Source organism: Amycolatopsis orientalis DSM 40040 = KCTC 9412 (genome assembly GCF_000478275.1).
Classification (GTDB): Bacteria; Actinomycetota; Actinomycetes; order Mycobacteriales; family Pseudonocardiaceae; genus Amycolatopsis; species Amycolatopsis orientalis.
Map to the genome: position 1 here is coordinate 700,306 of NZ_ASJB01000083.1, position 22,814 is coordinate 723,119.

24 protein-coding genes and 1 tRNA gene are annotated in these 22,814 nt (G+C 69.2%); 12 read left to right on the top strand and 13 right to left on the bottom strand.

All coding sequences use genetic code 11. The features are described 5' to 3' along the window. Window positions 1–35: 35 nt before the first annotated feature. Genes L324_RS34530 through nth form a run of 4 tightly spaced genes read right to left on the bottom strand, consistent with a single transcriptional unit; the run spans window position 36 to window position 3,207 of the window. On the bottom strand, window positions 36–1,220 hold the full coding sequence (locus L324_RS34530) for a MarP family serine protease (RefSeq protein WP_037318560.1): 1,185 nt from the start codon (window positions 1,218–1,220) through the stop codon (window positions 36–38). Between the two features lie 6 nt (window positions 1,221–1,226). Beyond that, window positions 1,227–1,934 carry an NUDIX hydrolase gene (locus L324_RS34535; protein ID WP_037318563.1) on the bottom strand — a complete coding sequence of 236 codons (708 nt, stop codon included), beginning with the start codon at window positions 1,932–1,934 and terminating at the stop codon, window positions 1,227–1,229. Continuing rightward, the gene (locus tag L324_RS34540; protein ID WP_037318567.1) at window positions 1,931–2,527 is read right to left on the bottom strand and encodes a TlpA family protein disulfide reductase; all 597 of its coding nucleotides are present in this window, start codon (window positions 2,525–2,527) and stop codon (window positions 1,931–1,933) included. Before L324_RS34540 ends, L324_RS34535 begins: the two co-directional genes overlap by 4 nt. After that, a complete protein-coding gene (gene nth, locus L324_RS34545) occupies window positions 2,524–3,207 on the bottom strand; it encodes an endonuclease III (protein ID WP_037318569.1) in 684 nt (227 codons plus the stop codon). Before nth ends, L324_RS34540 begins: the two co-directional genes overlap by 4 nt. Window positions 3,208–3,444: 237 nt before the next feature. On the opposite strand from nth, the gene L324_RS34550 reads away from it, so the two are divergent. The 4 genes from L324_RS34550 (at window position 3,445) to dnaN (ending at window position 7,590) form a co-directional block, all read left to right on the top strand. Next, window positions 3,445–3,696, top strand: a complete 252-nt coding sequence (locus tag L324_RS34550; RefSeq protein WP_005166943.1) for a hypothetical protein — start codon at window positions 3,445–3,447, stop codon at window positions 3,694–3,696. Window positions 3,697–3,854: 158 nt separating this feature from the next. Beyond that, on the top strand, window positions 3,855–4,529 hold the full coding sequence (locus L324_RS34555) for a Crp/Fnr family transcriptional regulator (protein WP_003081747.1): 675 nt from the start codon (window positions 3,855–3,857) through the stop codon (window positions 4,527–4,529). Window positions 4,530–5,241: 712 nt separating this feature from the next. Beyond that, window positions 5,242–6,516, top strand: coding sequence for an MFS transporter (locus L324_RS34560; protein WP_037318575.1), 1,275 nt, complete (start codon window positions 5,242–5,244; stop codon window positions 6,514–6,516). A gap of 9 nt (window positions 6,517–6,525) precedes the next feature. Further along, a complete protein-coding gene (dnaN, locus tag L324_RS34565) occupies window positions 6,526–7,590 on the top strand; it encodes a DNA polymerase III subunit beta (RefSeq protein ID WP_037318577.1) in 1,065 nt (354 codons plus the stop codon). A gap of 230 nt (window positions 7,591–7,820) precedes the next feature. Here the strand turns inward: dnaN and L324_RS34570 are convergent, their stop codons facing one another. From L324_RS34570 to sp36, 7 genes are all read right to left on the bottom strand, one after another. Next, window positions 7,821–8,075, bottom strand: a complete 255-nt coding sequence (locus tag L324_RS34570) for a glutaredoxin domain-containing protein (RefSeq protein ID WP_037318579.1) — start codon at window positions 8,073–8,075, stop codon at window positions 7,821–7,823. Then, window positions 8,072–8,842, bottom strand: a complete 771-nt coding sequence (locus tag L324_RS34575) for an MBL fold metallo-hydrolase (protein WP_037318582.1) — start codon at window positions 8,840–8,842, stop codon at window positions 8,072–8,074. The genes L324_RS34570 and L324_RS34575 overlap by 4 nt, the downstream gene beginning before the upstream one ends. Continuing rightward, entirely contained in the window at window positions 8,839–9,651 is an 813-nt protein-coding gene (locus L324_RS34580) for an NUDIX hydrolase (RefSeq protein WP_037318585.1), read from the bottom strand. Before L324_RS34580 ends, L324_RS34575 begins: the two co-directional genes overlap by 4 nt. Before the next feature lie 90 nt (window positions 9,652–9,741). Then, on the bottom strand, window positions 9,742–10,878 hold the full coding sequence (locus L324_RS34585) for a hypothetical protein (RefSeq protein ID WP_037318587.1): 1,137 nt from the start codon (window positions 10,876–10,878) through the stop codon (window positions 9,742–9,744). Window positions 10,879–10,916: 38 nt separating this feature from the next. Next, window positions 10,917–11,546 (bottom strand): hypothetical protein, encoded by a 630-nt coding sequence (locus L324_RS34590; protein ID WP_037318589.1) that lies wholly within the window; start codon window positions 11,544–11,546, stop codon window positions 10,917–10,919. After that, window positions 11,546–12,001 (bottom strand): RidA family protein, encoded by a 456-nt coding sequence (locus L324_RS34595; RefSeq protein ID WP_037318594.1) that lies wholly within the window; start codon window positions 11,999–12,001, stop codon window positions 11,546–11,548. Before L324_RS34595 ends, L324_RS34590 begins: the two co-directional genes overlap by 1 nt. A gap of 12 nt (window positions 12,002–12,013) precedes the next feature. Continuing rightward, on the bottom strand, window positions 12,014–12,175 hold the full coding sequence (gene sp36, locus L324_RS34600; protein WP_005166970.1) for a Sp36 family protein: 162 nt from the start codon (window positions 12,173–12,175) through the stop codon (window positions 12,014–12,016). A gap of 130 nt (window positions 12,176–12,305) precedes the next feature. On the opposite strand from sp36, the gene L324_RS34605 reads away from it, so the two are divergent. The 4 genes from L324_RS34605 to bagB all read left to right on the top strand — a co-directional run bounded on the left by L324_RS34605 (window position 12,306) and on the right by bagB (window position 15,748). Beyond that, window positions 12,306–13,250, top strand: coding sequence for an esterase/lipase family protein (locus L324_RS34605; RefSeq protein WP_037318597.1), 945 nt, complete (start codon window positions 12,306–12,308; stop codon window positions 13,248–13,250). Window positions 13,251–13,342: 92 nt separating this feature from the next. Beyond that, window positions 13,343–13,591 carry a hypothetical protein gene (locus L324_RS34610; protein ID WP_037318598.1) on the top strand — a complete coding sequence of 83 codons (249 nt, stop codon included), beginning with the start codon at window positions 13,343–13,345 and terminating at the stop codon, window positions 13,589–13,591. Between the two features lie 22 nt (window positions 13,592–13,613). Further along, window positions 13,614–14,618, top strand: coding sequence for an ATPase BagA (bagA, locus tag L324_RS34615; protein WP_037318601.1), 1,005 nt, complete (start codon window positions 13,614–13,616; stop codon window positions 14,616–14,618). Continuing rightward, the gene (gene bagB / locus L324_RS34620) at window positions 14,618–15,748 is read left to right on the top strand and encodes an ATPase BagB (protein WP_037318603.1); all 1,131 of its coding nucleotides are present in this window, start codon (window positions 14,618–14,620) and stop codon (window positions 15,746–15,748) included. Before bagA ends, bagB begins: the two co-directional genes overlap by 1 nt. Before the next feature lie 63 nt (window positions 15,749–15,811). Here the strand turns inward: bagB and L324_RS34625 are convergent, their stop codons facing one another. Further along, entirely contained in the window at window positions 15,812–16,129 is a 318-nt protein-coding gene (locus L324_RS34625; RefSeq protein ID WP_037318605.1) for a WhiB family transcriptional regulator, read from the bottom strand. Window positions 16,130–16,479: 350 nt separating this feature from the next. Here L324_RS34625 and L324_RS34630 point away from each other — a divergent pair, with 350 nt between their 5' ends. From L324_RS34630 to L324_RS34640, 3 genes are all read left to right on the top strand, one after another. After that, complete coding sequence (locus tag L324_RS34630; RefSeq protein ID WP_152547080.1) at window positions 16,480–18,657, top strand: transglycosylase domain-containing protein; 2,178 nt, start codon at window positions 16,480–16,482, stop codon at window positions 18,655–18,657. Between the two features lie 285 nt (window positions 18,658–18,942). Next, on the top strand, window positions 18,943–19,869 hold the full coding sequence (locus L324_RS34635; protein ID WP_037318607.1) for a metallophosphoesterase: 927 nt from the start codon (window positions 18,943–18,945) through the stop codon (window positions 19,867–19,869). 28 nt (window positions 19,870–19,897) lie between these two features. Next, a tRNA-Pro gene (locus L324_RS34640) sits at window positions 19,898–19,971 on the top strand. A 224-nt stretch (window positions 19,972–20,195) separates the two neighbouring features. Here the strand turns inward: L324_RS34640 and L324_RS34645 are convergent. Then, entirely contained in the window at window positions 20,196–20,897 is a 702-nt protein-coding gene (locus L324_RS34645) for a class I SAM-dependent methyltransferase (RefSeq protein WP_037318609.1), read from the bottom strand. Between the two features lie 39 nt (window positions 20,898–20,936). On the opposite strand from L324_RS34645, the gene L324_RS34650 reads away from it, so the two are divergent. Next, the gene (locus tag L324_RS34650) at window positions 20,937–22,781 is read left to right on the top strand and encodes a prolyl oligopeptidase family serine peptidase (protein WP_037318612.1); all 1,845 of its coding nucleotides are present in this window, start codon (window positions 20,937–20,939) and stop codon (window positions 22,779–22,781) included. Window positions 22,782–22,814 lie beyond the last annotated feature (33 nt).

A 22,814-nucleotide genomic window follows, 5' to 3' on the forward strand; every position in this document is an offset into this window, starting at 1 on the left:
CCTTCAGCCCCGCCCTCGCGCGCTATGAAAGGACGCTAGTTCGCGCAGGGACCCGTCGAAGTGTTCGCGCTCAGCGCCGGAGCCGTGTCCACCACCGGCTTGACCTGTTCGGACGTCAGCGTGAACCCGGTCTCCGGATCCTCGACGGCCGCGCCGAAGACGACCCCGATGACCTGCCCGTCCGGGTCGATCATCGGCCCGCCCGAGTTACCGCTGCGGACCTGCCCGCGCACGGTGAACACGTCGCGCTGCACGGTGTTGGACTCGTAGATGTCCGGTCCGCGCAGGTTGATCCGGCCGCGCACTCTGGCGGGCGTCGCGGTGTACGGGCCGTCGAGCGGGTAGCCGAGCACGATCGCGTTGTCGCCGGCCCGCGCGACCCGCGGCGCCAGCGGGAGCACCCGCGCCTGCAGCCTCGGCACCGCGAGCACGGCGACGTCGGCCTCGGGGTCGAAGTAGACGACGCGCGCCGCGAACTTGCCCGAAGTGGACTCGATGGCGACCTCGTCGGTGCCCGCGACGACGTGCGCGTTGGTCATCACACGCTGCGGCGCGATGACGAAACCGCTGCCCTCCAGCGCCCGTGAGCACGAAGTCGCGTTGCCGCGGATCTTCACCACGCTGCCGTGCACCTGCTTGACGATCTCGCTCGCCTGCAGCGCGGTGTCCGGCGGGCTGGTGTCCTGGACGTTCGGCTTCTGGAACGGGTCCACAATGGACGGGAAGCCGGACGCGTCCAGCAGTTTGCGCAGTTCGCTCGGGAAGCCTTGCGCCGCTTCCGGCATGACGTCGTTGACGCCGCCGAGCACGACCGAGCTGTTGATCGACTTCGCCAGCCCCGGCACCCCGGAAACCGCCGTGAGCGGCGTCGCGATCAGCCACGCGACCACGAACACCACCGCGGCCTGCACCACCGCGCCGAGCGTCTTGTCGACGCCGGAGAGCTTGTCCGGATTGATCTTCTGGCGCAGTTTCCGCCCGACCCAGACACCGAGGGTCTCGCCGAGCGCGACCAGGAACACCACGGTCGCCACCGCGAAGGCGACCTTCGCCGCCGGATGCTCGAACAGTTCGACGACCAGCGGCGCGATCTTGATCCCGGCGAGCGCGCCCAGCACCACTCCGACCAGCGAGGGGAGGGCGATGATCACCCCCTGGAACGCGCCGGACACGCCGGCCAGCAACGCGAGCAGGATCACCAGTACGTCAACCCAGTTCAACGGCGACTACTCCTTCTCCGGCACTTGCCGCCCGTCGACCCGCGCCTGATGTTCGGCCAACGCTACGTCAAGGTCCCGGACGTCGCCGTGGTCCCATTCGCGTTCCCAGCCGCCGAGCGACAAGGTCATCGCGAGCAGGCCGCCCGTGAAGCCCCAGACGAACAGCCCGCCGACGTCGAACGCGGGCCCTTTCCAGCCGAAGCCCTCCCGTTTCACCTGGAACCGGTTGGCCGGATCGGTGAGTTCGGCGACCGGCACCCTGGCCACCGCCGCCGTCTCACCGGGGTCGACGGCGTGTACGGGGGACGGCGTCCGCCAGTAGGCGAGCACCGGCGTCACGGCGAATCCGGACACCGGCACGAACAGTTCGGGGAAGATCGCCACCGGCAGCACGCCGGAAGGCTCGACGCCGGTCTCCTCCTCCGCCTCGCGCAGGGCGGTGCCGACCGGGCCGTCGTCGCCGGGCTCGGCGCCTCCGCCGGGGAAGGCCACCTGACCGGCGTGGGAGCCGAGGGTGTCGGCACGGCGCTGGAGCAGGACGTCCGGCCCCTCCGGGCCCTCGCCGAAGAGCATCAGGACGGACGCCGGGCGATAACTGGCGTCCGGCGGCACGCTGAACCGGCTGAACGTTTCGGCGCCGACGTCCCGGCTGATCTTGACCAGCGGTTGCAGCCAGGACGGCACGGACTCCGGGTCCACGAGAGGGCCGGTCATGGTGTCCCTTCCACTGCGGCGCGCACCTGCTCAGTGTTCAGGAAGACGCGTGGGTTCTCGATGAGCCGGACGTCGCCACCCGCCGTGACCAGGTACGTCGCCGGAAGAGAGGGAGGGACCTTTAGTGCCGTCCGCACCGGCCCCGACTGCCCGTCACCGTCGAAAACGGACGGCAGCCGGACACCCAGTTCGGCCAGCATCGCCAGCCCGTCGGCCCCGGAACTCGCGACCTGGACGAGAAGCACGCGCGCGGCACCGGGCTGGGCCGCGTACTCCTGGAGCAAGGGCAGCTCGCCGCGGCACGGCTGGCACCACGACGCCCACAGGTTGACCAGCACGGGACCGCCGGAAAGCGCCTTGCCGAGGTCGACCCGGGAGCCGTCACCGAGGCATTCGACGTCGACCCCGCGCAGCTTCGCCACCTCGCCCGGCCCGGGCGGCGGGCAAGCGGCGAGGCCGGCTTTCGCACGGGCTGCCGTGAGGTCCCCCGATGTCTTGACGGGCCCCTCGTCGTCACGGGCCGTGAGCAGCGCGACGATCAGGGCCACCACCAGCACGGCGGCACCGAGAGCCAGCTTGGTGACCTTCGTCACCGGCGCGCCGCCAGGTCCAGGATGTGTTCGCGCTCTTCGCCCTTGACCAGCTTCGCGGCCTCTTCGAACTCCGTCGGGCCGATTCCGTACGAGGGGCACATCTTGGCCAGCGGGCAGGCGCCACAGGCGGGTTTGCGGGAGTGGCAGACGCGGCGGCCGTGGAAGATCGTCCGATGCGAGAGGAGTGTCCACTCCTTGCGCGGGATCAGCTCGCCGACGGCGTGCTCGACCTTGACCGGGTCCTCCTCCTCGGTCCAGCCCCAGCGGCGGACCAAGCGGCCGAAATGGGTGTCGACGGTGATCCCAGGCACCCCGAAGGCGTCGCCGAGCACGACGTTGGCCGTCTTGCGGCCGACACCGGGCAACGTGACGAGGTCTTTCAGCTTGCCGGGCACTTCGCCGTCGTAGCGTTCCACCAGCGCCGCGCCCAGTCCCATCACCGAGTTCGCCTTGGCACGGAAGAACCCCGTCGGCCGGAGGTACTCCTCGAGTTCGGCGCGATCGGCGCCGGCGTAGTCGGCGGCGGTGCGATAGCGCTTGAAGAGCGCGGGGGTGACCTGGTTCACGCGGACGTCGGTGGTCTGCGCCGACAGCACGACCGCGACCAGCAGTTCGAGCGGAGTGGTGAAGTCAAGCTCGCAGTGGGCGTCCGGGAACTCGTCGTCAAGGCAACGCTTCATCCGCCTGGCGCGTCTCACCAACGCGAGCCGGCTTTCACCCTTGCCTCCCGTACGGGGGGCATTGGTGGGGGCAGGAGGCACCCCGATAGCCTACGGGCGCCATCGGACGAGCCAGTGGGAGCACCCACCGGTCGTCGGCCGACACGCCAGAGCACCACCTCGGCGCTTCGATCGAGGACGCCATGAGCGAGGATCTGGAGTAATGCACAGTTTTTCGGAATTCCCAGGGCAGGGCTCATGACAGTCTGGTTCGTCATCCTCGTCCCGTTGGTGATCATGTTCTTCGCGCTGTTCATGGAACGCGTGGAGACCAGGCTCAAGCACGTCGCGGTGCAGGAGAACGAAGTCGAGGAGTTCCTCGAGCAGGCGCAGCCCAACGAGGTCAGGGCCCTCTACGGGCACGGAATCGGGCGCGCGCTCGAGCTGTTCCGGCTGCGCAGGCTCGGCGGGAAGGCGGCCAGGCTACGCGCGCGACGCGTGCGGAGTTAGGCTCCACGTTCGAGCGAGATCGTTCCCGGCACGGACGCGCCTGCGGCGAGCCGACGGGCGATCTCGCCAGCACGCCCTAGACTGACGCGAAAAGTGATCGGCGACACGATCCCCGGCAACGAGGATCGGCGTCGTTTCTCGATGAGGAGGCACCCGAGGTGGACGAAACCCTGGCCCGAGCGGGCATTTTCCAGGGTGTTGAGCCGGCAGCCGCCGAGGCGCTGGCGCAGACCTTGGAATCCGTGGAGTTTCCTCGCGGGCATGTCATCTTCAACGAGGGTGAACCCGGCGACAAGCTTTACATCATCCAGTCCGGCAAGGTGAAGATCGGCCGCAAGTCACCCGACGGCCGCGAAAACCTGCTGGGCATCTTCGGCCCGTCCGACATGTTCGGCGAGCTGTCCATTTTCGACCCCGGCCCCCGGACGTCCAGCGCGACGACCGTGACCGAGGTCCGCGCGGTGACGATGGACCGCCCGGCGCTGCGGCAGTGGATCTCCACGCGCCCCGAGATCGCCGAGCAGTTACTGCGCGTGGTCGCCCGCAGGCTGCGCCGGACCAACAACATGGTCGCGGAACTGATCTTCACCGACGTCCCCGGCCGGGTGGCGCGCGCGCTGCTGCAGCTCGCGCAGCGGTTCGGCAGCCAGGAGGCCGGTCTGCTGCGGGTCACCCACGACCTGACGCAGGAAGAGATCGCCCAGTACGTCGGCGCCTCGCGCGAGACCGTGAACAAGGCTCTCGCCGACTTCGCGCACCGCGGCTGGCTGCGACTCGAGGGCAAGAGCGTCCTCATCCTGGACCCGGAGCGCCTGGCCCGGCGCGCTCGCTAGAGATCTTCACCCGCAACTGCCGCAAGTAGTCCTCTGCTTGCGGCAGTTGCGCGTTCAAGTACCGCATCCGGAGGACGAAACGCGCCCGACAAGGGACGACACCGCCCTCGGCAGAACCGAACGCGCCGCACTAGGCGACCGACGAGCCCTGAAGGTGACCGGCGGACTGTCTCCCCGGAAGCGCGTCAGCGCGACGGGGAGACTTCACCCCGCGCGCCCTCTTTTGGGCCGAAGGCCCACGGAAACATTTTGCAGGGCGCCCTCAGCACCCACGTGACCTGACTTCGGTCCGGCGCCCTGCGGAATGTTTCCGTCAGCGCGCGGCAATAAACACAGCGCGCGGCAACAACGAAGAGCCGGGCGCCACCCCCGACGTGGCGCACCGGCTCTTCGCTGTGCGCGGACCATCCCCCGACGATCCGCGCTCCCCGCCCTCCGGAACAAGGCCCCGACCCGTACGCCGGAGGGAGCTGGAGACTGTGTGCTGTTGTACAACCATCCACGGCCGTCGGCCGTGAACTCAAGTTCTTTCACTCTCAAGGACGCCATCTGGGTCCATTTGTTGCCCCGAATGACCCAGAATCGGCCGACTGTTATCTGATCGAGACGAACCGAGGCGGTTCAAGCTCCCAAGTACCCAGAAGACGGGGGTGACAAACCTTACCGTCACGGATCTGGCACTCGCGTACCAAAGTAGGTCATACTGGTACGCGTGTCCCAGTCTGTGTCCGAACCCGCCGAGAGCCACCGCACCTCCCTCGCCGACTACAAGGCCGCGCTGACCGCGCCCGGCTCCCGCGGCGCGGTCGTCGCGTCCCTGCTCGCCCGCCTGCCGATCGCGATGATCGGCATTTCCGCGCTGCTCTACGTCCAGCGCGAGACGGGCTCCTTCGCTTCGGCCGGGCTGGTGTCGGCCGGTTCGCTGGTCGGCGTCTCCGTCGGCGCGGTCGTCCAGGGACGGCTCATCGACCGCTTCGGGCCGACGCGGCCGCTGCTGACGACCACGGTGCTCTTCGCGCTGGCGATGACCGCGCTGGTGTTCGCGATCGAGGCCCACGCGCCGACGCTCGTGCTGGTCCCGCTCGCCTTCGGCACCGGGATCACCGAGCCGATGGTCGGCTCGGCCTCGCGGGCACTGTGGACACGCCTGCTGCCCGCCGGGCCGACGCGGAACGCCGCGTTCTCCTACGAGGCGATCAGCATGGAGGTCTTCTTCATCCTCGGCCCCGGATTCGCGGGACTCCTGATCGCCGCGCCGTGGGCGGGCACCGGCATCGTGACCGGCTCCCTGACCATGATCGCGGGCGCGGTGCTGTTCGCGCTGAGCCCGACCGTGCGGGCCTGGGGACCGGCGCCGTCGTCGGGCGGCAAACTGCTCGGCGCGCTGGCCAGCCCCGGGATGCGCACGCTCGCGCTCGCCGCGCTGGGCTTCGGCGCGGTGATCGGGTTCGTCGAGGTCGCCGTCCCCGCGGCCGCCACCGAGGCCGGGAACACCTCGATCGGCGGACTCCTGCTTTCGGCGTGGTCGGTCAGCTCGGTCGCGTTCGGCGTCGCGTACAGCCTGCGCCCGTGGCCACGGCAGATGGGCCTGCGGCTGCCGGTGCTGCTCGCCGGTTTCGGCGCGCTGGTGGCGCTGCTCGCGCTGCCGGGGTCGCTCTGGGGCCTCGCGCTCGCCATGCTCGCCGCGGGCGCGCTCATCACGCCCCAGTCGACGACGCATTCGGCGGCGATCGAGATCGCCGCGCCGAAGGGCACGGCCGCCGAGGCGTTCGGCTGGGTGCTCACCGCGGTGACGCTCGGCCTGGCGTTCGGGCAGTCGATCAGCGGTTACCTCGTCGAGCACGCGGGCACCGACGCGGCGTTCCTCGCCGCCGGCGCTGTCGGGTTCGCGCTCGCCGCGGTCGTCTGGCTGCTGCGCGGCACGTTCCGCCCGAAGCCGTCGGCGCCCGCCATCGAGACGCCCGAACTTGTCGGTGCCGCCCGCTAGCTTGCGGGCATGGACCTGACCGCCACCACCCGCTCCCTCTCGTCCGCCGTTTCCGCCGCCGCCCGCCTGCTCTCGTCCCGGTCCGGCCTGCTCCTGCGCGCCGGCCGGGAAGGGCTGACCGTCGGCGGCAGCGACAGTGAACGAGCGGTCCGCCTGAGCGCCGAGACGATCGTGCACACCGACGGCGAGGTCGTCGTCCCGGCCGGCCCGCTCGCGGAGACGTTGCGCATGCTCGACGACGACCTGGTGCGCCTGGTCGTCGAGGGCTCGCGGCTGGCCGTGCGCGTGGAAGGCGGCCGCTTCGCGTTGCCGCTGCTGAGCCGGGAACTGAACCTCCCGGAGATGCCACCCAAGGTGTCCGAAGTGGACGGATCCGCTTTGGTGACCGCGTTGCGCACCGTCGCGGGTACGGCGGCGAAGGACGACGCGCTGCCGATGTTCACCGGCGTCCGCGTCCAGAGCTTCAGCCGTGAACTGCGGCTGACCGCGTCCGACCGGTACCGGATGGCCGTGGCCACCCTGCCGCTGCGCTCCGAAGGAGAGCCGATCGACGCGCTCGTCCCGGCGGGCCTGCTGGCCGAGACGGCGAAGCAGGCGCGGGGCACCGTCGGCCTGCACGGTGACCGGAACCGGTTCGGGCTGAGCTGGGCGGGCGTGGCTGTCACCACCGCCGTACTCGACGCGGGTTTCCTGTCGGAGAAGCTGATCGAGTCGTCCACTGTGGACACGACGGTCGAGGTCGCCGCCGACGCGCTGGCCGCCGCCGTGCGCCGGGTGGGCGTCTACGCGGACGAGCGCCGGGTGCTGACGCTGGAGGTCGGCGATGCGCACCTGCGGCTGGCCAGTTCGAAGCAGGACACCGGGGAGGCCGAAGAGACCTTGAAGGCCGAGGTCTCCGGCGGCCGGACGTCACCCTCGTTCCAGGCGCGCTACCTGCTGGACGCGCTCCAGGGTTTCGCCGGGGAACGGGTGCGGCTCGAGATCCAGCCCGGGATGCGGGCCTGCGTCATCCGCTCCACCGACCCCGGCGATGTCGCCCTGACGTACTACGTCATGCCGATGCTTCCGCGCTGAAAAATGTTATGAACGGGACTTTCATTGCAAATTTTGTAATGAAAGTCCCGTTCATAACATGGGCACCTGCTGGCAGCTCGTGAAGACCGCCGCAAGTAGCCGACTACTGGCGCCGGTGGGCTGAAAGGGCCCTTCACCGCATGCCATGCGGTGAAAGCGCCCTTCGCCGCATGCGATGCGGCGAAGGGCCCCTTCAGCCCACCGCCGAAACTCTCACGAGCGCGGAGCCGTCAGGAAGCCGAAGCGGCCTTCACCGCGGCCTCGATCTCCGCGAACGAGGGGTTCACCATCGCCTTCGAGCCCACGAAGACCGTCGGCACGACCTCGTTCCCGTTCGCCACCGAACGCACACGCGCGGCGGCGTCCGGGTCCTCCCAGATGTTGACCCGCTTCACCTTCAGGCCGCTCTTCGACAGCGGCCGCTCCAGCGCGGCGCAGAACCCGCATCCGGGCCGCCAGTAGAACTCGACCTCGACGTCACTCATTCGCCGTCCTCCGACCTCAGGTAGTCCAACTGTGCCTGCACACTCCACTCGGCGGGCGCCCACAAAGCCTGGTCGACGTCGGCGTAGACGACCTCGACGACCTGGCGTGGGGTGGCGTCCGCGCCGAGGACCTTCAGTGCCGAACGCACCTGATCGAGCCGTTCTTCCCGGTGCGCCAGGTATTCACGCGCGGTCGCGGCCAGATCGGGCAGTTCGGGGCCGTGTCCCGGCAGCCCGGTGGTGCCGTCGGGCAGTTCGATGAGCTTGCGCAGTGACCGCAGGTAGTCGCCGAGGTCGTGCAGCACGGTGGTGCCACGGCCGAGGATGGTGTCACCGGTCAGGATCTGCCCCTCGGAACGCAGGCAGATCGAGTCGCCGGTGTGCCCCGGCGTGTGCAGCACCGAGATCTCCAGGCCGCCGGCCTCGACCACCTCACCGTCCACAAGGGACTTGCCGCCGACGCACAGCGACTCGTCGAAGGCCCGCACCGGAGCGCCGACCCGTTCGGCGAACCAGGGTGCGCCCTCGGCGTGGTCGGGATGGTGGTGGGTCAGGATGATCAGCTCGACGGCGCCTGTCCCGGCGAGCAGCGTCAGGTGCTCGATGTCCTCGTGGCCGGGATCGACGACGACGGAACCGGCCGCGCCTGGACCGCGCAGCACCCAGGAATTGGTGCCCTCCAACGTCATCGACGACGGATTGCGCTCCAACAGCACCGAAGCCGTCGGCGTGACCTGGCGCAGCACGCCGTACGCGGGGGCGCTCACGCCGGGTCCAATACGACGCGGACCTTGTCGCCGTCGCGCACCAGCGTCGGCATGATCTTCACGATCTCGCGCTCGCTGGCCTGCGCCACGGCGGCCGAATCGAAGGTGCCCAGTTCCGCGAGCGTGATCCAGGTCGGCGGCATGAGCATGCGGCGCCCTTCCTTGGCGTCGGCGAGGGCGTCCTCCGGCCGCTGCCAGCCGGAGCCGACGGCCTCGGACGTGGCACCGTCGGCCTGCTGGCCCTCGGGCAGTACGGCGACGAAGAAGCAGGTGTCGTAGCGGCGCGGTTCCTCGGGCGGGGTGACCCAGTTCGCCCACGGGCGCAGGAGATCCGCGCGCAGTGTCAGGTCGTTCGCCGCCAGGAACGCGGCGAGCGAAAGTTCGCGAGAGACCAGCTTTTCGCGGGCGTCGTGGTACCGCGTCGCGTCGCTGACGACGGTGTCCCCGGCACTCGCGAGCAGTACGCCCGACTCTTCGAAGGTCTCGCGCACGGCCGCGCACACCAAGGCGCGGGCCAGCGGTTCCTCACACCGGAAGCGCTCCGCCCACCAGGCGGGCTCCGGGCCCGCCCAGCTGACCGAGGCGTCGACATCGCGGGAATCCACGCCACCGCCGGGGAAGACGGTCATCCCGCCCGCGAACGGCATGCCCTTCACCCGATGCTGCAGGAAGACCTCGACGCCTTGGTCGCCGTCGCGGAGGAGGATCACGGTCGCCGCGTCCTTGGGCGTCACCGGCGTACCGCCGGCGTTGGCGCGGGTGCCCACCCCGGCCCCCACCGGGATGTCGAATGTCAGTTCTTCAGCCACACCCGCAACCTAACATCGCGTTTCGTCCTCTGGGTGCGATCGTTGCGCGTGCAACTACCGCATCCAGAGGACGAAACGCGTGGCGCTTGGTTAAGAAGACCAGCCGCTGCTGCGCGAAGCCCCGTTCAGCCGGATCTTCGCCGCCTCGGCACGCTCCCGTTCGGCGAGCTCGGCGTGCAGCTCGCGCAGGAGCGCGCGGTCGCGTTCGCTCAGGCTCGGGTCGTCGAGGTCGAGAGCGGGCAGCTCGACGACCTCGTGCATGCTCGGCTTGCCCGTGGCGATCTCGCGGCCCTTTTCCGGGTCCTCCTTGAGCGCCTGGCGCAGCTGCGCCACCTCGGCCGGGGTCAGGTCGGCCGTGCGCTCGGCACGGGTCTCCGCCCTCGACTTACGCGGCGGCTGCTCCGAAGACGACCCGGACGAAGAAGACGCGGGAGCCGGGGCGGGCGACGGCTGCACGATCGGCACCACCGGTGCGATCGGCTCCGAGCTGCCCACCGGCCGCAGCCCGTGCCTGCTCGGCTGCTCCTTGACCGGCTCGGGAGCCGGGGCGGGAGCGGGCGGCGGAGTCACCGGCTCGGACCGAAAGTCACTGGAATGGGTACTCCCGGTGACCCAGACAGGACTCGCGGCCGACGACGCGGCCTGGTGGTACGCGGACCGCGCGACGCCGGGTCCCGCGACCTCGACGACCGAACGGATACCCGCGCGGCGAAGCGCGGTGTCCACGCGGAAGGCGACCGCGGGCGGGTTGCCCTCCGGGCCGATCTCGACCAGGACCACCCGCTGCGGCAGCGCGCCGGGCACGCTCCCGGCGGGCGTGTTCCGCCACACCGCGTGCACCGAGCGGACGTCCGGCAGCACCTGCAGGGTGCGGTCGAGCGCCTCGGCGAGGCCGAATTCGGGCTGGTTCTCCCCGGTGAACCGGTGGGTGAGCACCGACTCGTCCTCCTCCACGAGCAGGTCGTTCGCCAGGGTGGCGTCGGACCGGCTCATCTCGAGGACGAGTGCCAGTTCACGCTGTTCGGACGAGCTCACCGGGATCTTCCCCGCGATCAGGGTTCCGGTGGTGAGCTCGACCGCTTCGTCGATGTGCGCACGCGCGATCAGCTCACGCGCTTCGGTCAAAGCACTGTCGTCGATTCGACCCGCCAGGGCCAGTAACAGGTTGTGCAGGCGCAGGGGCACCGAGAACCCGTCCATGGGCGGGCCGTCGTGGACCTCCACCATTGCTCTGCTCCCTCCCGGCTCGCCTGGTGGTGCGAGCGTTAAGCGGCGACCAGCCGACTTCCGGTGTCCACCGCGCCCACGCAGACCAGCTCGGAGTTGGCGAGCGCGGTGCGGTGATAGCCGGTGAGGTCGATGCTCGGCGGGAGAACCTCGACGCCGGGCTCCTCGTCACCCAGCACGCGCAGGACGCGCTGCAGTTCGCCGGTCAGCCTCGGCAGCCCGTTCAGCGCCGTGACCAGGAGGACTCGTTTCGCCCCACCCTCGCCGACCACACCGAGGTGTCGCCAGCTTTGCCGCACTTCACCCACATCCGGCCGTCCCCGCAACGTCGCGTGGATCAATACGGACACAGAGTCGACGGAGTTCACCCATTCGGGCGCACTCTGCGTGAATGTGTACCTGGTCTCGGTGACGTCGTCTACCCCCAGGGTGGAACTCACCTGATGCCAATCGGCCCCGTGGGGAATGAGCCCGGCGACTAGCAGGCGATACTCGGTTTGATCGAGGTCGATCCTGTGCTTAAGCAAAGACCTGGGCAGGGTTCGCGCGAGGGTTCCCATCGCGCCTTCACCCAGCCAGTCACGGAAACGCCAGAGGAGCTGATCCGGCAGCCGTCCGGCCAGCCGGAGCAGAAGCTCGTGCGAGGACTTCTCGATGTCCGGGTCCATCACTTCACCTCCACGATCAGTTCGATCTCGACCGGCGCCCCGATCGGCAGCTCGGAGACCCCGACGGCCGAGCGGGCGTGGATGCCCGCCTCGCCGAAGATCTCGCCGAGCAGCTCGGACGCCCCGTTGATCACCGCGGGCTGGCCGGTGAAGCCCTCCGCGGACGCCACGAACCCGACGACCTTGACCACCCGCACGACGTTGTCGATCCCGACGACCGAGTCGACCGCGGCGAGCGCGTTGAGGATCGAAGTCCGCGCGTACTTCTTCGCCTCTTCGGGGCTGACCTCGGCACCGACCTTGCCGGTCGCTTCGAGCTCACCGGAGACGAAGGGCAGCTGCCCGGCCGTGTAGACGTGCGAGCCGGTGCGGACGGCGGGCACGTAGGCCGCCAGCGGAGCGGCGACGCCGGGGAGTTCGATACCGAGCTCGGCAAGCCGATCGGTCCAGGTCATGGCTTCAATCCCCTAGTTCTTGGCTCGTTTGAGGTAGGCGACGTGCTGCTCGCCGGTCGGGTTCGGGAGCACGGTGACGAGCTCCCAGCCGTCCTCGCCCCACTGGTCGAGGATCTGCTTGGTGGCGTGGATCAACAGGGGGACGGTCGCGTACTCCCACTTGGTGGCGCTCATGCCCGGGAGCGTAGCCAAACCGGCGAGCGCGCCCGACACACATGCGGCAAAACCCTCTCGCGAGCGGTTCGCCGATTTCCCGTGGATGTGGTTCACTTCACACCTACTCGGGAGTAGATAGGACGTTGACATGCGGACAACGAAGTCCCTCGCCGTCGCCTTCCTGGCCGCGGCGCTTGCCCTGATCTGCGCTTCACCGGCGAACGCCGTCCAGGAACTCCCCGTTCCGTGGACCCTCGCCGCCGCCCTGCCCGCGCAAGCGGCGAACCCCGGCGGTCCGCCGCCCGGCTCGAACGACTTCGACTGCCGCCCGAGCGCGGCCCATCCGAATCCGGTGGTGCTCGCGCACGGCCTCGGCGCCAACCAGACGGTGAACTGGCAGACGTTCGCCCCGCTGCTCAAGAACAACGGGTACTGCGTGTTCTCCCTGACCTACGGCGTCCCCGGCGAGCCGCTGCCGGTGTACCAGCCCGGCGGGCTCCTGCCGATGGAACAGAGCGCGAAGGAACTGTCGGCGTTCGTCGACCGGGTGCTCGGCTCGACAGGGGCGTCCAAGGTGGACATCCTCGGGCACTCCGAAGGCACGCTGATGCCTTCTTATTACGTGAAGTTCCTTGGCGGGGCGTCCAAAGTGGACAAGTACGTCAGCCTGACCCCGTTGTGGAACGGGACCACGCTGTTCGGCGCTTCGCATCTGTACGCGGTCGCCGGCGCGCTGGGGCTGGCGCCCGGGTTCAACGGGATCCTCGACCCGCTCTGCGGCTCGTGCCGCCAGTTCCTGCGCGGTTCGGAGTTCCTCACGAAGCTGCGCGGCGGTAACGGCGTCTTCCAGCCGGGGGTGACGTACACGAACATCCTGACCCGCTACGACGAAGCCGTCGTCCCATACACGAGCGGGCTCGGGACAGGGTCGAACGTGAAGAACATCGTCCTGCAGGACGCCTGCCTGCTGGATCTGGCCGAGCACGGCGGGGTCGCCGCCGACCGCAACGCGGCCGGGCACGTCCTCAACGCCCTCGACCCGGCGCACGCGAAGCCGGTGCCGTGCGTGCCCGCGACCCCGATCGGGAGCTGAAGGACGCCATACCCGCATAAGACGCGACGAAAGCTCCCTTCACCGCGTCTTATGCGAGGAAAGGCCCCTTCAGCCCCCACTAGGCTGGGCACGTGGAGACCTGGCGTGTGGTCGCGACCGTCCTGCTCGCCGCGGCCGGGCTGCCGCTGGTGCTGGTCCTGATGGCGAAGGCCAGGGACCGGTCGGACCGCTCGGCGACGGTCGCGATCACCGGCGCGGTGGCCTTCGTGGTCCTCCTGCTGCTCGGTGTGGTGATGCTCACGGTCCTGCCCGGCGCCCTGACCTGGGTCATCGTCGCGGTGGTCGCGGCCGCCCTCGGCGTCATGATGCTGGCGAGCTGAACCCTCAATTAGGGTGGGACCGGTGAGCACTCCCCTTGCCGGCTGGACCGACGAACTCGCGAGAGCCCGGCTGCATTTCGTCACCGGTAAGGGCGGCACGGGCAAGACCACCCTCGCCGCCTCGCTGGGCCTCGCGCTCGCGAAGGGCGGGCGCCGGGTGCTGCTGATCGAGGTCGAGGGCCGCCAGGGCATCGCCCAGCTCTTCGACACCGAGCCGCTGCCCTACGCCGAGCAGCGCATCGCGGCCGTCCCAGGAGGCGGTGAGCTGCGTGCACTGCACATCGACGTCGAAGCCGCCCTGCTCGAGTACTTCGAGATGTTCTACAACCTCGGTTTCGCCGGGCGGACGCTGCGGCGGATGGGCGCGATCGAGTTCGCGACCACGCTCGCGCCGGGTCTGCGCGACGTCCTGCTCACCGGGAAGATCAAGGAATGCGTCGGCCGGACCGAATCCGACGGCCGCCACACCTATGACGCCGTCGTCGTCGACTCGCCGCCCACCGGCCGGGTCGTGAAGTTCCTCGACGTCACCAAGGCCCTCACCGACCTCGCCAAGACCGGCCCGATCCGCGGCCAGGCCGACGGCGTCGTCCGGCTGCTGCATTCCGGCGAGACCGCCGTGCACCTGGTGACGCTGCTCGAAGAGATGCCGGTCCGGGAAACCGTCGAAGCGGTCGCCGAACTCGACGGCGCGGACCTGCGCCCCGGCGCGGTGCTGGTCAACCGGGTCCGCCCGCCGCGGCTGCCCGCACGCTCGGTCACGGCCGCCGCGGACGGCCGGGTCGACGCCTCCCGCGTCCGCGCCGGGCTCGCGTCGGCCGGGTTGAACCTGCCCGACAGCACCCTCGACGCGCTCGTCGAGGAGACGGTCGAGCACGCCGTCCGGGTCGCGGCCGAACAACGCGCCCGCGAACAACTGGCCGAAGCGGACCTGCCGGGGCTGGAGCTGCCGGACCTGACCGACGGGGTCGACGTCGCGGCGCTCTACGACCTCGCCGAAGCGCTGACCGAGCAGGGGGTGCGCTGATGTCGGACGTCCTGGAAATGGACCGGCTGATCGACGATCCGGAGAGCCGGGTCATCGTCTGCTGCGGTTCCGGCGGGGTCGGCAAGACGACCACCGCGGCGGCGCTGGCGTTGCGCGCGGCCGAACGCGGACGGCAGACGGTGGTGCTCACCATCGACCCGGCGCGGCGGCTGGCCCAGGCGCTCGGCCTGCGGGAACTGGGCAATCACCCGAAGCAGGTGCAGGTCGAGGGCTTCGAACCCAAGGGCGAACTCTGGGCGATGATGCTCGACATGCGCCGCACCTTCGACGACATGGTGCGTGTGCACGCCGGCCCGGAACGGGCCGAGCAGCTGCTGCAGAACCCCTTCTACCAGACCATTTCCACGTCCTTCTCCGGGACGCAGGAGTACATGGCGATGGAGAAGCTCGGCCAGCTCGCGGCCACCGACGAGTGGGACCTGATCATCGTCGACACCCCGCCGAGCCGGTCCGCCCTGGACTTCCTCGACGCGCCGACGCGGCTTTCGAGCGCACTCGACGGCCGGATGATCCGGCTGCTCACCGGCCCCGCGAAGGCGGGCGGCTGGGGTCTGCGCAAGGTCGTCAACGCCGGGTTCTCGATGTTCGCGAAGGCCGTCTCGACGATCATCGGCGGCCAGTTGCTGACCGACGCGTCGGCGTTCATGCAGGCCTTCGACAGCATGTTCGGCGGCTTCCGCGAACGCGCGCGCAAGACCGCGGAACTGCTGCGGTCCGGCGGGACGTCGTTCCTCGTGGTGGCCGCGCCGGAGCCGGACGCGCTGCGCGAGGCGTCCTACTTCGTGGAGCGGCTTTCGGAGGAGAGCATGCCGCTGGCCGGGCTGGTCGCGAACCGGACGCATCCGGTGCTGGCGCCGTTGTCCGGCGCCGAGGCCATCGCGGCCGCCGAGCAGCTGGCGAAGGGCGGGACCGGCGCACCGCTGGCCGAAGCCGTCCTCCGCCTGCACGCGGACCGGGTCGCGCTGGCCGAACGAGAGACACGGCTGCTCGCCAGGTTCACGCGGGCGCATCCCGAGGTCCCGCTGGCGCGGGTGCCCGCGCTCCCCAGCGACGTGCACGATCTCGAAGGCCTGCGCGACATCGGCACGCGGTTGGCCACTCAGTCCTGAACTCCCGTGAAGGGCCCCTTCCCTACCTTGGACTCAGGGAAGGGGCCTTCCGCGAAAACGTGATCACGAGACTCGGACGCGTACGTCTTCCTCTTCGTCGATCCCGGTGAACCTGCGCTTCGCCGCTTCAAGCAGGTCCGCCCAGCTGGAAACATCCGGCCGCCGCCGCAGCAGCGCCCGCCGTTCCCGTTCGGTCATACCTCCCCAGATACCGAAGTTGATCCGGCCATCGAGCGCTTCGGCGAGGCATTCCGTCCTGACCGGGCAACCGAGGCAGACCGCCTTGGCCCGGTTCTGTTCCGCCCCCCGGACGAACAAACCGTCCGGATCGGTGTCGCGGCACGACGCATTGACCCGCCAGCTCGACTGGTTGGTTTCCATACCCCCAGCTCCCTACCCTGGTGTTCGACACACCACGGGGGGACGAAAAGCCTGCGCTCCTGCCCCCATGAGCGTGTCTCCCTTGTGCTCACGTCGGTTCCTCCCGGCACCTCCCCGGCGCCGGTGCCTCCGTTCGGCCGAATGCGACTGCCGCTCGCACTCACCCGTCTGTCGGCTTTTTCATACGTGAGACGTTGACGGACTGTAAGGGCCCTCGGTTCCCTCCGCCAAGCCCTAGAATGCCTCCGATTACCAGACGTCATCCCATGGGGTCGATTTTGTAACCGAATTCGCACGCACAGCGAGGTGACGTCACGGTGGGCTAACGGGATCCGCGTACCCTGGTCCGCGTGCGCAAAACGGACGGTCTGCTGAAGCTCATTGGCCTGTGTGTGCTCGCGGGGGTGCTGGTCGCGGGAATGTTGTTCCCGGTGGCGGGTGCCGCGGGGGTGATCTCCAACCAGGCGAGCGAGACCGTCGACAAGACATCTTCGGACCTTGCGGACATTCCGCCGCCCCTGGTGACGACCATCACGGACAACACCGGCAAGCAGATCGCGACGCTGTACAAGCAGTACCGCATCCCGACGACCGAGACCCAGATCAACGACGCCATGAAGTGGGCGCTGATCTCGGTCGAGGACAAGCGCTTCTACGAGCACAACGGGGTGGACTGGAAGGGCACACTGCGCGCCGCGGTCAGCAACACCACCGGCGGGGACACGCAGGGCGCCTCGACGCTGACCCAGCAGTACGTCAAGAACTACTTGATCAACGTCGTCTACCGGGACGACAAGCCGGGCCAGAAGCGCGCACAGGAACAGTCGGTCGCCCGGAAGCTGAAGGAAGCCCGGATCGCGATCCAGCTGGAAACCAAGCTGAACAAGATGCAGATCCTGACCGGCTACCTGAACGTCGTCGAGTTCTCGCGCGAGATCTACGGCGTCGGCGCGGCCGCGAACGCGTACTTCAACACGCCCGTGGAGAAGCTGTCGGTGCCGCAGGCGGCGTTGCTCGCCGGCCTGGTGAACAACCCAGCCGTCAACGACCCGTGGAAGAACCCGGCGAAGGCGACCGAACGCCGCAACCTGGTCCTGGACCGCATGGTCGACAACCAGAAGCTCGCGAAGGCGGACGCGGAACGCTTCAAGGCCGAGCCGCTCGGCGTCGTCGAAGGCGCCCCGCAGAAACCCGCTTCGAACTGCACCGGCGCCGGTGAGAAGAACGGTTTCTTCTGTCAGTACGTCGAGGACTACCTCCTCAAGAACGGGATGACGAAGGACGATCTCTACACCGGCGGCTACCAGATCAAGACCACTTTGGACGAACGGGCGAACTCCGAGGCCAAGGCGTCGGCCGAAGCCCAGGTCAAGAAGACCCAGGACAACGTCGCCAACACGCTTTCCCTGGTGAAGCCGGGCAAGAACCGGCACGAAGTCGTCGCACTGGCGGCGAACCGTGACTACGGATTGCACGAAGACCAAGGTCAGACGACGTTCGCGCTGCCGTCCGGCGTCTACAACACCGCGGGTGCAGGCTCGGCCTACAAGGTCTTCACCGCGGCCGCGGCGCTGGAAGCGGGCGTGGCCGGGATCAACAGTCCACTCCCGGTACCTGATCTCTACACCTCGCACGTGTTCGCCGGTGGCCCGAAGCGATGCCCTGCAGCTCCCAGGCCCCCCGCCGGGCCAGGTGGTAACTGGTACTGCGTAGGCAACGCGGGCGACTACAACCCGGCAGGTGGGGCCATGTCGCTGCAGCAGGCGCTGGCGACCTCGCCGAACACTGCATTCGTGGCCCTCGAAGACCGACTCGGGAGCACCGGGCCTGTCGTGGAGATGGCGCGCAAGCTCGGAATGCGCGACACCATGGCCAGCAACCGAGGTGGCGGAGCCGTCGACCCGAACTCCAAAGACGAGAACGTCAATGTCAATCAGCTCCAGGCGTACGGGCCGAAGCCCGGCTGGGCCGGAACCGGTGCGTTCACACTCGGCGTGAGCCCGCTGTCCGGTTTGGAACTGGCGAACGTCGGCGCCACGATCATGAGCGGCGGCGTCTGGTGCCCGCCGACTCCGCTGGCCGGTGTCACCGACCGGGACGGAAAGCCGGTTCCCGTCAAGGAAGCCGCCTGTGAACAAGTGGTTCCCGAAGGCCTCGCCAACACCCTCGCGGTCGGCATGAGCAAGGACAGTCAGCCCGGCGGGACCTCGTTCGGCGCCGCGAATGCCGTCAGGTGGAACCGGCCGGTGATAGGCAAAACCGGGACCACGCAGAGCAACGGCGCGGGATCGTACCTAGGGGCCACCCCGCAGCTTGCCGGCGCGGCGATGGTGTTCCGTCCGAAGGGTGGAAGTGGCGGTCTCTGCTACCTCGGCCCTGGCAACGTGTCTGCTCGTGGCTGCGAAAACATGTGGGGCGGCAAGACGCCCGCGCAGACCTGGTTCGGGGCGATGTCGAAGATCCTCGAAGGGCAGGAACCGCTGCCGCTGCCGGCGCCGGACCCGAAGTACATGGGCACCGGACGCTGACCGACGAGGGCCGCGTTCACCAGCGCGAATCACGATGAGTCACAGTGGACTAACTTTAAGTGAGCGGCTGGCGGCCTAACGAGGAACGGTGGTCGACGCCATCATGTCGATTGATCACATCACCCACCGCCGACCACGGAAAGTGAAGAAAAGAGGCCATTCCAGCGATTCTTCGACATCGCCGGAATGGGGGCGAACGATCACCACCGAAGAGCACGTAAACTGGACATTGTGAACACGCTCAGTAACAGCAGCACCTCGGGGGCAACGGTACGGCGCTGGGCCGTGGGAACCGCCGCCCTGGGAGCCGCGACCCTCGGTTACGCGGTCGGCATCGAAAGGCGCCGGTGGACGCTTCGCACGGCGGAGCTCCCGGTCCTCGCGGCAGGGGCGAAGCCCTTCACGATCCTCCACATCTCGGACCTGCACATGCTCCCCGGTCACGTGAGCAAGCAACGCTGGGTAGCCGCGCTCGACCGGCTCGAACCGGACCTCGTCGTCAATACCGGTGACAATTTGTCACATCAGCAGGCCGTCCCGTCCGTCCTGCGCGCACTCGGCCCCCTGCTCGACAGGCCCGGCGTGTTCATCTTCGGCAGCAACGACTACTACGCGCCGAAGCCGAAGAACCCCGCGCGCTACCTCATGCCGAAGGGCAAGAAGAAGCGGATCCACGGCGAGCACTTGCCCTGGCGCGACCTCCGTGCCGCCTTCGTCGAACACGGCTGGACCGACCTCACCCACGTCCGCCGCACCATCGAGGTCGCCGACCAGTACGTGTTCACCGCCGGCGTGGACGACGCCCACCTCCGCCGCGACCGCTACGCCGACATCGCCGGCCCGGCCGACACCGGCGCCGCCGTCCGCATCGGCGTCACCCACTCCCCGGAGCCCCGCGTCCTCGACGAGTTCGCCGGCGACGGTTACGACCTCGTCCTCGCCGGGCACACCCACGGCGGGCAACTCCGCATCCCCGGCTACGGCGCCCTCGTCACCAACTGCGAACTGGACCGCACCCGGGCCCGCGGCGCCTCCCGCTGGGGCGCCCAGATGTGGCTCCACGTCTCCGCCGGACTGGGCACCTCGCCGTACGCCCCGGCCCGCTTCGCGTGCCCTCCCGAGGCGAGCCTGCTGACCCTCGTTCCCAGGGGCACGACCAGGGAGAACCACCGGAAAGCAGCCCCCCGCAAAGCCCGAAACACCGTCCGCTAAACTTCTCCTCGACCCGCTAAGAAGTATCCGGGGTGTGGCGCAGCTTGGTAGCGTGCCTCGTTCGGGTCGAGGAGGTCGTGGGTTCGAATCCCGCCACCCCGACGTAGGTCCCGTAGGGCTCGCGTGTTGGCAGAAAGCGCCAACCACGCGGGCCCTACGGTGTTTTTTGGGGGTGCAACCCCCAAACCCCGCCCGGGAGGGCTTCGCCCCCCGGACCCCCATAGGGAGTGGGTCGGCTTGGTGAGTGGGCTCTTGTGGGTGCGCCTTGAGTTGGTCGTGAGTGGTAAGTGTCGTTAGAACGACACTTACCACTCACGACAACGGGGTCAGCGGGTCGCGAGGAGTTCGGTCCAGCATTGGGCGAAATCGCCGTCGCCGGAGCGGGCCCAGGACCAGGCGGAGCGGGCGGCGGAGGCGAGCTGGTCGCGGTCCGGGGTGGTCGCGGTTTCCAGTGCCGTCACCAGGCATGCCTCGACATAGGTCGCCAGCGACCGGTATGTCGCGTCCGTGCGGTAACGGATTTTCGTTCGCACGTCACGGAAACCGGCGGCCGTGACCGCGGCGGGGATGGACCGCCCGGCGAACGGGTCACCACCCGCGCGACGGCACAGCAGATGGTGCCCGCGGAGTGCCGCGTCGACATTCGCCGTCTTCGGCCGGAGCCGCGCGCGACTCCAGTCCGATGTGGACAGTGCGAGCGATCCGCCCGGTTTGAGCACCCGCCGGATCTCCGCGAGCGCGGCACCCGGCTCCTTCAGATGCTCGAAGACAGCGTGCGCGAAGACCACGTCCACCGAGGCTTCGGCGAACGGCAACGCCCGCGCGTCCGCGACCAAGAAGTCCACTGTGGACTTTCTGTGCCCGTCGGCGATACCGAGGGTGATCGAACCAGGGCCGCAGCCGACGTCGACGAGCCCCATCCCCGGCCCGAACAGCGGTTGCGCGAACACGGCACGTTCGACCGCCTGGCGCGCAGACCGCGCGGACACCGCATCGCGCGCGGCGCCCGGCGCGTTTCCCTCCAGCACCCCGCACACAGTACGGCTCCGGAGTGGCAGGATCGAGGGGTGAGCACGCAGCCAGGCAACAAATATCCGTCCGCGGCGGTCCCGGACCGCCTGTTCGACGACGCCGAAGCCGAGGCCAGGTGGCGGGCCCGCTTCCACGCGCCGCGCATTTCGGTGCCTGAATGGGCCATCGACGCACCGGACGCGAACGTCTACGTCTCCAACGCCAGCGGTGTCTGGGAGGTCTACTCCTGGGACCGGTCGACCGGTGAACACCGCCGCGTCACCGACCGGCCCGCCGGCACCATGCACGCGACCCCGTCCCCCGACGGCCGCTGGATCTGGTGGTTCGACGACACCGACGGCGACGAATTCGGTTCCTGGGTCCGCGAACCGTTCACGCCGGGGTCCGCCGCCGAGCGCGCGGTGCCGGACGTCCACGATGGCTACCCCGCCGGACTCGAGATCGGCACCCGCGTGGTCGCCGTCGGTGTTTCGACCGACGACGGCAGCGAACTCTTCGCGCGTATCGACGGCGAGACCACGCGCTTCTACCGCCATGACGACGACGCCGGGATCGCGTCGCTGTCCCGCGACGAATCCCTGCTCGCGATCTCGCATTCCGAGCATGGTGATTCCCGACACCCCGCGCTGCGCGTGCTGTCGACCGACGGCTTCACCACGGTCGCCGACAAATGGGACGGTGAGGGCAAGGGACTCGGCGCGCTCGAGTTCTCGCCGGTCCCGGGCGACCAGCGGCTGCTGGTGCTGCACGAGCGGCGCGGCCGCGAGGAACTGCTGATCTGGGACACCGCCGAGGACACCGAGCGGGAGATCGAACTCGACCTGCCCGGCGAAGTGGTCGCGGGCTGGTACCCGGACGCGCGGGCGCTGCTGGTCGTGCACTTCCACCAGGGCCGCAGTTCCCTTCACCGGTACGATCTCGCGAGCGGTGAGTTGTCCTCTTTGGACACTCCGCCGGGCAGGATCGGCGGCGCCGGGGTGCGGCCCGACGGCACCGTCGAGTACTCGTGGTCCAGTGCCGCGCAGCCGACGGCGGTGCGCGCGCGGACCGCGGACGGCACCGACTCGGTGCTCCTCGAACCGCCGGGTGACCGGGCGCCGGAATCCGCGCCGGTCACCGACGCGTTCGTCGACGGGATCGGCGGGCGGATCCACGCGCTGGTGTCCCGTCCGGCCGACGCGCCAGAAGGTCCGCTTCCGACGGTCTTCTCCTTGCACGGCGGGCCGCACGCGGCCGACGAAGACCGGTTCTCCGCGTATCGCGCCGTCTGGCTCGACGCCGGTTTCGCCGTCGTCGAGGTCAACTATCGCGGCTCGACCGGCTACGGTTCGGCCTGGCGCGACGCGATCGAAGGCCGACCCGGCCTGACCGAACTCGAAGACGTCGCCGCCGTGCACGACTGGGCCGTCCAAAGTGGACTCGCCGATCCGGAGAAGTGCGTGGTCAACGGCGCTTCTTGGGGTGGTTACCTCTCCCTGCTGGCCTTGGGGACCCAGCCGGCGCGGTGGGCGGCGGGGATCGCCGGAGTACCGGTCGCGGACTACGTCGCCGCGTACGAGGACGAGATGGAGCAGCTCCGCTCGTTCGACCGGGCGCTGTTCGGCGGCTCGCCGGAGACGGTGCCGGCGGTGTACCAGGAATGCTCGCCGATCACCTACGTCGAGGCCGTGACGGCGCCGGTGCTGGTGCTCGCCGGGGACAACGACCCGCGGTGCCCCATCCGGCAGGTCGAGAACTATCTCGACAAGCTCGCGAAGCGGGAGGTCCCGTTCGAGTTCTACCGGTTCGACGCGGGGCACGGTTCGCTGGTGATCGCCGAGACGATCAAGCAGACGGCGATCGAAGTGTTCTTCGCGCTGCGGGCCGTCGGGCTCCGCTGACAGGTCATGAACGGGACTTTCATTGCAAATTTC